Raw genomic sequence first — 11,404 nt, forward strand, 5'->3', positions numbered from 1 at the left:
TCAGTAGACGTCGTTACGCGTGTTGAAGACGTTGAACTTGCCGGTCGGCGTGACCAGTCGCCGGTCACGAATGACCGCCTTCAAGGTCAACGTCTTGTCGTCGACGACGACGATCGCCGAGTCCTGCGCCTTGTTGTTCCAGACCGAGAACCAGATCTCGGTGCCGTCCTTGTTGAACTCGCCCTGCACGACGCGGCGCGCGCCTTCCGAGATGCCGGACCACTGACCGATCGGCAGCACCTTGTAGGTCGGCTTCTCGCCCGCGAGGTCCTTGATCTTGAACACCGCGACCGACGAGGAGATCTCGGCGTCCGTGTTCAAGGGCGTATCGACGTAGAGGTTCTCCGACTTCGGATGCGTCTTGATGAAGAGCGATCCGCCGCCCTGCCCCTCGACCGTCTGCACGACCTTCCAGGCGAACTGCTTGTGCTTCTCGGGGTCGGTGCCGATGAAGGAGATCGTCTCGCTGCCGAGATGGCTGGTCGCCCACACCGGTCCGAACTTCGGATGCTCGAGGTTGGCGCCGCGTCCGGGATGCGGCGTCTGGCCGCCGGTTTCGACGACGCCGACCAGCTTGTCTTCCTTGGTGTCGACGATCGCGACCTTGTGGCGAGCATTCGCCGCAACCAGGAAGTAACGACCGGTCTTGTCGAAGCCGCCGTCATGCAGGAAGCGCTCGGCCTCGATCGCCGTCACCTTCAGGTTCTTGAGATCCTGGTAGTTGACGAGCAGAACCTGCCCGGTCTCCTTGACGTTGACGACGAACTCCGGCTTGAAGTGCGAAGCCACGATGGAGGCAACGCGCGGCTCCGGGTGGTACTCCTGCGTATCCTCGGTCATGCCGCGGGTCGAGACCACCTTGATCGGCTCGAGCGTCGCGCCGTCCATCAGGACGTATTGCGGCGGCCAGTAGGCTCCGGCGATCGCATACTTGTCCTCATAGCCCTTGAACTTCGAGGTTTCGACCGAACGCGCCTCGGTGCCGATCTTCAGCTCGGCGACCGTCTGCGGCGGGTCCATCCAGAGATCGATCAGATTGAGCTTGGAATCGCGCCCGATGATGTAGAGGTAGCGCCCCGACGCCGACATGCGCGAGATGTGCACGGCATAGCCGGACTTGATGATGTGCTCGATCTTCTTGGTCGTGCCGTCGATCAGGGCGATTTCACCGGCATCACGTAGCGTCACCGAGAACAGATTGTCGATGTCGAGCTTGTTCATCTTCTTGGTCGGCCGCTGCGCGACCGGAACCAGGACCTTCCAGCTGTCCTTCATCTCCTTCATGCCGAACTCCGGCGGCTGCGCCGGGGTATTCAGCAGATAGCGGGCCATCAGATCGATATCGGCGGCCTCGAGCTGGCCCGAGGTGCCCCAGTTCGGCATGCCGCCAGGCGAGCCGTAAGTGATGAAGTCGCGCAGATAGTCGAAGCCGAGCTTCTTGGTCAGGTCAGGTGTCAGCGGCTTGCCGGTCGCGCCCTTGCGCAGCACGCCATGGCATCCGGCGCAACGTTCGAAATAGATCTGATTGGCCTTGTCGAACTCGGCCTTCGTGAGGTTGGGATCGCCCGGCTTGGTGCCGGGCTGCTCGGTCGCGCCCTTGCCGAGAACGTCCAAGCTCGGCTGATATTGGCCGCCCGGTGTCGTCTTGTGCTGCTCGACATCGGCAGGTTTCGGTGCCGGAGCCTGCTGCTGCGCGTAGCCGGCCGCCGTCGCACTCAGAAGCATAAGGCTCGTTGCTGCAACGCAGCTTGCAAGCTTTGGAAATAGTGAAGGTCGGCCTCGCATTACATTCCTCCAGCATGAGAATCCGATGAGAGGCTTATGCAGGGAATCCCGTGATTTCTCCTTGACCGCGGTTAATCGCAACATTGATCCACCTCAATGCGCGCTGCCAACAACGCTGCCTGATCCGTCGCATGCGATCGTCTGGAATCATCTCCGCCGCCGTACGGCACGCACTGTCCGCACTGGCGGCGCTGGCGTTGATGTATTGCAGCGCAAACGCTGCCGATCTCGGCGTTGCCGCAAAGTTCTTCTCCGAGCCCGTCGTGATCGACCGTGCCGATGGCAAGCCTCCGGCAGCTTTGGTGCGGGCCGCAGACGGACGCGTGCTCGGCTACGCCTTTTCAAGCCTCGATGTCTCGGGATCCGTCGGCTATGCGGGCCGACCGCTCGATATCGTCGCGGCGGTGACGCCCGATGGCATCGTCGCCGGCGCCGAGATCGTCGCGCATGAAGAACCGATCCTCGTGATCGGAATTCCGCGCGATGCGCTCGCCGCCTATGTCGCCGATTTCCGCGGCTTCGACGTGCGCGGCAGCGCCACGCTCAAATCCGCCGGTGAACCCGCGCATGGACCGCACGCCGTCGCCGGCGCGACCATTACGAGCACCGTGATCCGCGATGCGATCGTGCGCTCGGCACGCGCCGTGCTGCGCAGCCGGATTAACGCGCCCGAGCGGGCTGTGCGGCTCGACCGCGAGACCCTGCGCCGGTCGTCCTGGTCCTCGCTGCTCGCCGAGGGCGCGGTGCAGCGACGGCTGGTGAGCCGTGGCGAAGCGGCAAAGCTGCTCGGTACGCAGGACAGTGAACCCGACAAGGCCTTCATCGATCTCTGGATGGCGCTCGCCACGCCGCCGCCGATCGGGGAGAGCCTGCTCGGCCAGCGGACTTACGAAAGCGAGACGGCGAAGATCGGCCCCGACGACGATCTGCTTCTGATCGGCGCATCCGGCCTCTATTCGTTCAAGGGTACGGAATGGCGCCAGTCGGGGACCTTCACCCGGATCGAGATCGTCCAAGGTTCGCGAACGCTTCGTCTCAAGCCCGCCGATCACACGGCGGTCGAGTCGCTGCATGCCGCCGGCGCGCCGGAGTTGCGTGAGATCGCCGTGTTCCGCATTCCGCAGGCGAGCGGCTTCGATTCGACCAAACCATTCCGGCTCGACGTCGATCTCGGCGCCGGCGCCGCAGCGAGCGGCCCCGCTTTGGTCTCGCTCGACTATCGCATTCCCGATCGCTACTTGATCGCCGCGCCGGCCGAGCCGCCCGCGGCATCGACGACGGCCGCCCCCACTCCGGTCCAGACGGTGTGGCAGGAGATCTGGTGGGCGCGACGCTACGAGATCGGCGTGCTCGGCGCGATGCTGACGGTGCTCGCGGGCATCCTGATCTTCCAGGACACGGTGACGGCCCACGGCGCGTTCTACTCTCGGCTCCGCACAGGCTATCTGCTCACGACGCTGGTGTTCCTCGGTTTCATCGCCAACGCACAGCTCTCCGTCGTCAACGTGCTGACCTTCATCCATGCCTTGCTGTCCGGCTTCCGCTGGGAGCTCTTCCTGCTCGATCCCCTGGTGTTCCTGCTCTGGAGCTTCGTCGCATTCAGCATGCTGTTCTGGGGGCGCGGCGTATTCTGCGGCTGGCTCTGCCCGTTCGGGACATTGCAGGAGCTCACCAATCAGCTCGCGCGTCGTCTCGGCATCAAGCAGATCGAGATCCCGTTCGGACTGCATGAGCGGCTGTGGATGATCAAATACGTCCTCTTCGTCGCCATCCTGGCGATCTCGCTGCGCTCGATTCTGACGGCCTTCCAGCTCGCCGAGGTCGAGCCGTTCAAGACGGCGATCACCATGAAGTTCCTGCGGGAATGGCCGTTCGGCGTTTACGCCGGGTTGCTGCTGCTGGCCGGCCTGTTCGTCGAGCGCTTCTACTGCCGCTATCTCTGCCCGCTCGGCGCGGCGCTGGCGATCCCGGCCCGGATGCGGATGTTCGAATGGCTCAAGCGCTACCGCGAATGCGGCGCGGAATGTCATGTCTGCGCGCGGCGCTGCACCGTGCAGGCAATTCATCCGCTCGGCCAGATCAACCCCAACGAATGCATCTACTGCCTGAAGTGCCAGGCCAATTATTTCGACCAGGACGTCTGCCTGCATCTGAAGAAGCGCGCACAACGGCGTCAACCGTTGCCGCAAGCTCCTTCGAAGCCGTCGTGAGGAGATACGATGCTCCCTGATCATCCGACACGACGTCGTGCCATCACGATCCTGGCATCGGCCGTCGCGGTCGCCATCGCGGGTCCCGCCAGTCCTGCCCGGGCCGATTTCGAATGGCGCGGTACGGCGATGGGCGCGGACGCGCGGATCCTGTTCAGCGACATCGAGCCGGGGTGCGCACGAGGAATTGCCACGCTGGTCGAGGCAGAGATCGATCGCCTGGAAAATGCGCTGAGCCTATTCCAATCCGGATCCGAGCTGTGCAGGCTCAATCGCGATGGCGCGCTCGCCGAGCCGGGCGGCGATCTGCGTCGCGCCTTGGCGCTGGCGCTTCAGGTCGCAGATCTCACCAACGGCCTGTTCGACCCGACCGTGCAGGCGCTGTGGGAAGCCCATGTCGATTGGTTCGCGGACAAGACCCATACGGGCCTGCCGCCGCAAACCGTCATTGCCGACGCGCGGTGGGCCGTGGACTGGCGAGGCGTCCGGCTCGAGCCGGATTCAATTCATCTGGGTGACAACCAACGTCTGACGCTCAATGGTCTCGGCCAGGGTTACGTCACCGACCGCGTGGCGGAGTTGCTGGCGGCGAAAGGGTTCACCAACATCCTGGTCGATCTCGGCGAGATGCGGGCGATCGCACCGCGCCGGGACGGATCGCCCTGGCTGATCGCGCGTCGTGACGCCGATCCGCTGCACCTGGCGGAAGGTGCCCTTGCCACGTCCGAAGGCTCGGGCTGCGTGCTCGGTGCCGATGGCGCGGCGCACCACCTGTTCGATCCGCGCAGCGGCCGCAGTGCAGCTCATTGGCGCACCATCACCGTGCACCATCGCTCGGCCGCTGTGGCCGACGCGTTGTCGACGGCGCTCTCCATCGCGTCTGCGGACGAGATCCAGGCGTTGCTGCCACGGCTGAGCGGCACTGCGATCTGGGCTACCGATCCGGCCGGGCGCCACTCATATTGGGCCGCCGGCCCGCGCGACGGCATCGTTGGCTGAGCGACGATGCCCGCCGAGCGGAGCCAGGGAAATAGAGACGATTTCGCCTGTGGCCATCCTTCGAGACGCCCGCCGTTGGCGGGCCCTCAGGATGAGGACCGAGTGCATTACGCTCGTTTCAACGAGCACCTATGCCGCTTAGCCTCATCTGGAGGAGACCGCAAAGCGGTCGTCTCGAAGGACGAGGCGCGCGCTCAATTCGGGCGATTTTCTTACTTGGTCTTGCCGTCGGCGTCGTATTGCTTGAGATAGGCCCAGAGATTCTTCGCCTCGGCCTCGTTCTTGATGCCGGCGAATGCCATCTTGGTATTGGGCACCTTGGCCTTGGGATCCCTGATGTAATCGAGGAAGTTCGCTTCGTCCCAGGTGATGCCGGAGCTCTTGTTCGCATCCGAATAGTTGTAGCCAGCAACCGATCCCGATTTGCGGCCGTCGAGTCCATTGAGTACCGGACCGACCTTGTTCTTCGCGGTCGCGCCGACATCGTGACAGCTGGCGCATTTCTTGAAGGCTGTAGCGCCGGCCGTCACATCCTGCGCGGAAGCAGCACTGCTCGAAGCCACAGCGACTGCGATTGCGATCAAGACACGCCTCATGTCGTCGTCTCCTGTTTTGAGTGGGACTGGTCTGGGCAACGCCCCGGATAGGCCAGCGTGGATTCGGAGAAATGACGGGAAACCGACGTTCTCCAGCTTGAGGAGCATGAAGGTTCACGCCGGCACGGATTTCACCTCGGGCTGGATCGCGCGTGGAGCGGGCGGCTGGGAGCACATCATCTTGGGCTTTACGGGGCAGTGCCCGCTGATCCGGTCGCAGGCCACGAGCTTGCAGAGCTGCGCCATGTCGCGCACCACCACATTCGAGGCCCGGACATCGACGCCTACCATGCGCAACTTGGCGAACACCCGCGAGAGCGATTCTGGCTTCAGGCCGAGCCTGCCGGCGATCAGCGATTTGTCGTATGGCAGGGTGATCGTGCATGGCCCCCTGGTTCGGGGAGCCAGCGAGGCGAGAAACTCGGCCACCCTCTGCGTGGCGCTCTGCGCCATCAATTGCTCGATCTGCTGAACCATTCGGTGCAGATGTTGCGACGTCGATGCGATCATCGCGATCGCGACGTCTGGCATCTGGCGAATGCAGGCGACGACGTGGTCGGCTGGAATGACCATCACACGGGCGGGTGTTACCGCACTCGCGGTAGCGGGATAGCGGCTGGACGTGAAGGTGACCGCCTCGGCCAAGCTCTCACCCCTGGTGAGCACGTTGAGCACGGCCTCGTCGCCAGCAGGAGTGACCCTATACAGCTTGACCCAGCCGTCCATCACGACAAAGAATGCCTGGGCCGGCTCGCCCTGACGAAACAGCGTTTGACCCGGACGGAGATTGAAGATGCTGGCTGGCCCCAGCAAGATCGCGAGCGCCTGCGGCTCGAGTCCACTGAAGACTGGTATTTCCGCAGCGATCCCAAGATCAGCCGGAGTGGGCGCCATCATCGTCTCATCCCTGATGTTTGATCCTGGTGCCTGACTATTGATCATCCATCGCGTCATATTTTGAGCTGGATCAATTCCACCGAGGGGCCGTCTTGCCCGGCGCTCCATCAAGATTCGATTGGTGCGTCGGACCACCCGCGGTGCAACAATCGACCTATTTCTATCCATGGCTCTTTGTGGAAGCGCAAACTCCTGCGCATTCGCTACCAAGGGACGGCTGCAGTCGCCTGTCGGCCTGCTGCCGCTCGCCGGATTCGCACCGCGGCAAAGCGCCGCGACATTCGATCGTTACGATGGGCGAGCATTGAGGCGGCCGACACACCGGGCTCGGCGCGATTCACACGCAGCGTCGGGATCCTGAGATCCTTTACGCAAAAGAAACGACGCCGGGATGTGTGCGAGACCAGCGCCAGCCGCCTATGCGGCAGGCAGCGCGAACGAGAATGTCGCGCCACCCTCCGGCCCATATCCCGCGACCAGCTCGCCGCCGTGCTCGCGCACAATGCCATAGCTGATCCAGAGGCCAAGTCCCGTCCCCTCGCCGACCCGCTTGGTCGTGAAGAACGGCTCGAAGATGTGGCCGATGTGATCCTTGTCGATTCCCGGTCCGTTGTCAGAGATCCGGAACAGGATTTCGTTGCCCTTGCGTACCGCCGAGACGACCAGCCGCGGCGCTTCCGTGCCGCGCATTGCGTCGATCGCATTCTCCACGAGATTGACGATCACCTGGTGCAATTGCCCCTCGTTGCCGCAGACCCAGAGCTCCGGCTCGATTTCCAACTGCACGTCGATGCGCACCTGCTTGGTGCGCACGGCCCACAGTACCGCGGTGTTGATGAGCCGCTCGATGTCGACGCGTTCGACCTCACCGAGCTTGCTGAAGGACAGCCGGCGCAGATTCTTCACGATCTCGCTGATGCGGACCGCGCCTTCCAAAGTGCCTTCGATTAGCGGACCGAAATCCTCCAAAATCTCATCGATGCGCAGGCTCCGTCGTTGAGCTGCGAGCTCCCCCTCCTTGGCCTCGCCATGAACCGCATCGAGATAGGCGGCGATCGCGGTGCGATAGCGCATCAGGGTGTGGACGTTGCCATAGACGAAGCTGATGGGGTTGTTCAGCTCGTGCGCGACGCCTGCAACCAGACGGCCGAGGCTTGCCATCTTCTCCTGCTCGACCAGCTGCCGCTGGGCGCGCTGCAACTCGTGATGCGCCTTGTGCAGCTCCTCATAGGCACGGCGAAGCTCTCCGATCGGACGTCCCGTCAGCACCACGCCGATGAAGCGGCCGCGATGATCGTGGCGGGGGGATGCGTTGATGGCGAACAGATCCGAGCTGCCGCCCTCGCGCGAAAACCGCAGCTCGCCGTCGACGACATCGGAGGCGCTGCGCGGCTTCAGGAGCGGGACCAGCTTGGCCTTGTCCTGGGCATCGATGACGTCGGCGATGTTCCTGCCGACGATGTCGGCGACGCCGCAGCCGAGCGTGTGCTGGAAGGCGGAATTGACCTGCTGCACCAGCCCCTTCGCATCGCAGACGATCAGGATGTCGGAGACCGACTCGATGACGTTGGTGACGAAGGCCTGCGCCTCCTCCAACTCCGCATTCTTGTGCTCGAGGTCGACCTCATAGCGCAGGAGGTCGGAATAGACCTCGTCCATCTTGCGGATGACCTCGATCCAGGCGCCCTCGCGCTCTTGATCAAGCTCCAGCGCGCCGCGCTTGGTGATCATCTTGAGCAGCGTTTCGGTCTCGCCGGCTTCAGGAGGGTGCGTCACCTCAGGCATTCTTTCTCAAATCATACCTGGACAGCTTGTTCCTGAGACCGACGCGCGACAGCCCGAGCTCGTTGGCGACCCTGCTGATATTGCCATCATATCGCTCTAGCGTGCTGATGATAACCGCCTTCTCGAGGTCTTCGACCTTGTCCTTGAGGGTCGCCGAGCCGTTCAACTTGCCGGGGATCGCGGCCACGGGCTGCTTGCCGTTGCGCCGGCCCAGCAACGGCGGGGCCTGCAATTCATCCGCGTCCGCCAGCACCACCATACGCTGGATCTCGTTCTGCAGCTCGCGGACATTGCCGGGCCAATGGTACCTGGCGAACGCCTCGAGCGCGGAAGCGGCAAAGCGCAGGCCCGGCCGGTTGAACGAGGTCTTCACCGACGACAGCACCCCTTCGGCAATCAACGTGACATCCATCGGGCGGTCGCGCAATGCCGGCATGTGGACGGGAAACGCCGCCAGGCGATAGTAGAGATCGCGCCGGAAGCGGCCCGCCTCGACCTCGGCCTCGAGATCCCGGTTGGTCGCCGCCACGACTCGGACGTCGACCTTGCGCACCCGCTGCGCACCGAGCGGCCTGATCTCGCTCTCCTGCAGGACGCGTAAGAGCTTGACCTGGAATGCCGGCGAGGTCTCGCCGATCTCGTCGAGGAAGATGGTTCCGCCGTCGGCGACCTCGAACAGGCCGATCCTATCCTGATAGGCGCCGGTAAAGGCGCCCTTCTTGCAGCCGAACAGCTCGCTTTCGAGCAGCTCGTCCGGCAATGCGCCGCAATTCTCGACCACGAAGGCCTTGTTGGCGCGCGCCGAGCCGTAGTGAATCGCGCGTGCAAGCAGCTCCTTTCCGGTCCCGGATTCGCCCGTGATCAACACGGAGATGTCGTAGTCTGCGGCGCGCTTGCCGAGCTCGATCACCTTGTGCATCGGACTTTCGGACGAATGCACGATGCGGTCGAAATCATAGAGCTGCTTGGCAACCCCGCGCTTGACCGAGACGACCTTCTTGATATGCCCCGGCGTCGCCTTGACATCGACACCGGCGGTTTCCGTCTCCTTCTGCAGGCGATAGAGTTGCACCGCCTCCTTGACGATATCGACCAGCCGTTCCGGCTGCCAGGGTTTCGTGATGTACTGATAGATGCCGGCCTCGTTGAGGCCCGCAATGATATCCTCGGAATCGGAATAGCCGGAGATGATCATCCGCACCGGATCGGGCCACAGCTCCCGCACGCGTTTCAAGAAGCTTACGCCCGATTCATGCGGCATGCGCTGGTCGCAGAGGATGGCGTGGACGATCTCGCCTTCCAGCAGCTTTTCCGCATCGGCTGCATTGCCGGCGCAAAGCACCTCGAAATCCTCCCTGAGAACGCGCCGCAGCGCTTCCTGCGAACGGACTTCGTCGTCGACGACGAGAATGGTCCCTAGAACGCTCATGAGGGCACCACCATGGCTCTCGGCCGGTCGGTCGCACGCCGCGCCCGATGATTGGCGATGGTCAGCGGCGTACGCGACTTCGGCACCTTGTGGATGAAGTTGTAGCGCGCGACGTGGTAGCTCGGATCAAAGCCGTAGAAATTGAGCCTCATCCGCCGCAGCTCCTCGTCACGATAGGCCTGCAGGGGCTTTTCGGCCTCGTCCGCCGCGCGGGACCTCTTCTTATCGGCGAGACGCGCCGCAAAGCCTTGCTCCGACGTTGCACCAGTCGCAAGTTTCACAAGACTTTCGCGTGCCAGCTCCTCGCTTGCGAGGACCCGATCAACGATCCCGAGGCGCTGTGCCTCGGCGACGCCCATTGGCAGCCGGCATTGCGTGATCCGGGTTGCGTTCTCGGCGCCCGCGCGACGCGGCAACAGATAGGTCCAATATTCGGAGCCGAACAGATTGCCCATGTCCTTGTAATGCGGATTGAGCACGATCTGATCGCTGGCCCAGACCGCGTCGGCGGCGAGGCTCAAGAATACGCCTCCCGCTCCCGCGTTGCCGCGAATGACCGATATCACCAGCCGGTCCGTCGTCTCGATGATCGCGCGCGCAAGATCGTCGATCGCGTTGATGTTACGCCAGGATTCATCGGCGGCACTGTCGGCGGCCTCGATCTCGGCCAGATGAATGCCGTTCGACCAATAGTCGAAACCACCGGTCAGGAGCAGCACCTTGGTCGGGCGCGCCAGCGCGGCCCGGTAGGCGTTCAGCAGCGCTTCGCAGTCACTGCTCGCCATGGCGCCATTATAGAAGGAGAACTGCAACTCGCCGACCTCGCCATGCTCGCGATATTGAATCGGAGCATAGCCGCAATCCGGCCGCCGCGGCAGGCTGGCGGCTTGCTCGGCGAAAACCTTTGCCGCGGATCGCTTCAAGCTCTTCGGGGCAAGCGGCCGCACATGGCCGATCCAGACTGCTCCATCAACCGTCGCACGGGCCAAAGCACCATCGCATTGTGCCACGACCGTGCCGGGAACGCCGGAGATCTCCCGCGCTTCGTGGACGTCGAACAGCCTCACGTCCTGGAAGAACAGACTGTCGACCAGGCCCGGCATACCGTCGGCACTGTTGATCTTGCGCAGCACGGTCTCGGTCGTGTCGTGCTGCCAGTCGATCGCCCGGTCCGACTGGCGGCAGGGACCGCGCACGCGAATGCGCGCGTCGTTCGCACGCATCGGCTGCGGCGTCGGCCGGCCCGCTTCGATCGCGGCGACGGCCTCCAGCACCGCTTCGACCGCGCATTGGGTCACCTCGTTGCGATAGACGCTGGATTTCGCGGCACGGCGCATCGGAAACGTGCGGAACGCCCAGATCGGACCGGCATCGAACTCGCCATCCGCCTGCAACACGGTGACGCCCCACTCCGTCGTTCCCTGGAGAATCGCCCAGTCGAGCGCCGCCGGGCCGCGGTCGCCGGGCGGACCAGGATGCACGATCAGGCAGCGCACGTTGCGCCAGACATCTTCGGGAATTGCCCGCTTGAGGAACGGCGCGATCACCAGGTCCGGCTGGTACAGCGCCACGCTTTCCCGCGTGACGTCGGCGTGGATGTCGAGCTCAACCGAGACCTCATGGTCGCGCTCGCGGAGCTCGACATGCAGGCGCTGCGTCAGGCTGTTGAAGGAATGCGATAGCAGCAGGATACGCATCAGGAT

The 11,404-nt window shown here is 63.7% G+C and carries 8 protein-coding genes; 2 read left to right on the top strand and 6 right to left on the bottom strand.

What is annotated here, in order from left to right:
- Entirely contained in the window at nucleotides 1-1,725 is a 1,725-nt protein-coding gene (locus XH84_RS26930) for a nitrite reductase (protein ID WP_206734181.1), read from the bottom strand.
- A gap of 191 nt (nucleotides 1,726-1,916) precedes the next feature.
- Here XH84_RS26930 and XH84_RS26935 point away from each other — a divergent pair, with 191 nt between their 5' ends.
- Together XH84_RS26935 and XH84_RS26940 are read left to right on the top strand one after the other, a co-directional pair.
- The gene (locus tag XH84_RS26935) at nucleotides 1,917-3,995 is read left to right on the top strand and encodes a NosR/NirI family protein (protein WP_128922501.1); all 2,079 of its coding nucleotides are present in this window, start codon (nucleotides 1,917-1,919) and stop codon (nucleotides 3,993-3,995) included.
- 9 nt (nucleotides 3,996-4,004) lie between these two features.
- A complete protein-coding gene (locus tag XH84_RS26940) occupies nucleotides 4,005-4,994 on the top strand; it encodes an FAD:protein FMN transferase (RefSeq protein WP_128922502.1) in 990 nt (329 codons plus the stop codon).
- Between the two features lie 212 nt (nucleotides 4,995-5,206).
- Here the strand turns inward: XH84_RS26940 and XH84_RS26945 are convergent, their stop codons facing one another.
- From XH84_RS26945 to XH84_RS26965, 5 genes are all read right to left on the bottom strand, one after another.
- A complete protein-coding gene (locus tag XH84_RS26945) occupies nucleotides 5,207-5,590 on the bottom strand; it encodes a c-type cytochrome (RefSeq protein ID WP_128922503.1) in 384 nt (127 codons plus the stop codon).
- Nucleotides 5,591-5,704: 114 nt separating this feature from the next.
- Nucleotides 5,705-6,532, bottom strand: a complete 828-nt coding sequence (locus tag XH84_RS26950; RefSeq protein WP_245471866.1) for a Crp/Fnr family transcriptional regulator — start codon at nucleotides 6,530-6,532, stop codon at nucleotides 5,705-5,707.
- A gap of 372 nt (nucleotides 6,533-6,904) precedes the next feature.
- On the bottom strand, nucleotides 6,905-8,272 hold the full coding sequence (locus XH84_RS26955; protein ID WP_128922504.1) for a sensor histidine kinase: 1,368 nt from the start codon (nucleotides 8,270-8,272) through the stop codon (nucleotides 6,905-6,907).
- Nucleotides 8,265-9,701 (bottom strand): sigma-54-dependent transcriptional regulator, encoded by a 1,437-nt coding sequence (locus tag XH84_RS26960; RefSeq protein WP_128922505.1) that lies wholly within the window; start codon nucleotides 9,699-9,701, stop codon nucleotides 8,265-8,267. The genes XH84_RS26955 and XH84_RS26960 overlap by 8 nt, the downstream gene beginning before the upstream one ends.
- The gene (locus XH84_RS26965; protein WP_128922506.1) at nucleotides 9,698-11,398 is read right to left on the bottom strand and encodes a hydrogenase maturation protein; all 1,701 of its coding nucleotides are present in this window, start codon (nucleotides 11,396-11,398) and stop codon (nucleotides 9,698-9,700) included. The genes XH84_RS26960 and XH84_RS26965 overlap by 4 nt, the downstream gene beginning before the upstream one ends.
- Nucleotides 11,399-11,404 lie beyond the last annotated feature (6 nt).

This window comes from Bradyrhizobium nanningense (genome assembly GCF_004114535.1).
GTDB classification, from domain to species: Bacteria; Pseudomonadota; Alphaproteobacteria; order Rhizobiales; family Xanthobacteraceae; genus Bradyrhizobium; species Bradyrhizobium nanningense.

What these genes read in the sequence shown, in the direction of transcription:
- XH84_RS26955 (WP_128922504.1), bottom strand. Translation starts at nt 8,272, where the DNA reads ATGCCTGAGGTGACGCACCCTCCTGAAGCCGGCGAGACCGAAACGCTG.
- XH84_RS26965 (WP_128922506.1), bottom strand. Translation starts at nt 11,398, where the DNA reads ATGCGTATCCTGCTGCTATCGCATTCCTTCAACAGCCTGACGCAGCGC.
- XH84_RS26935 (WP_128922501.1), top strand. Translation starts at nt 1,917, where the DNA reads ATGCGATCGTCTGGAATCATCTCCGCCGCCGTACGGCACGCACTGTCC.
- XH84_RS26930 (WP_206734181.1), bottom strand. Translation starts at nt 1,725, where the DNA reads ATGCTTCTGAGTGCGACGGCGGCCGGCTACGCGCAGCAGCAGGCTCCG.
- XH84_RS26950 (WP_245471866.1), bottom strand. Translation starts at nt 6,532, where the DNA reads ATGATCAATAGTCAGGCACCAGGATCAAACATCAGGGATGAGACGATG.
- XH84_RS26940 (WP_128922502.1), top strand. Translation starts at nt 4,005, where the DNA reads ATGCTCCCTGATCATCCGACACGACGTCGTGCCATCACGATCCTGGCA.
- XH84_RS26960 (WP_128922505.1), bottom strand. Translation starts at nt 9,701, where the DNA reads ATGAGCGTTCTAGGGACCATTCTCGTCGTCGACGACGAAGTCCGTTCG.
- XH84_RS26945 (WP_128922503.1), bottom strand. Translation starts at nt 5,590, where the DNA reads ATGAGGCGTGTCTTGATCGCAATCGCAGTCGCTGTGGCTTCGAGCAGT.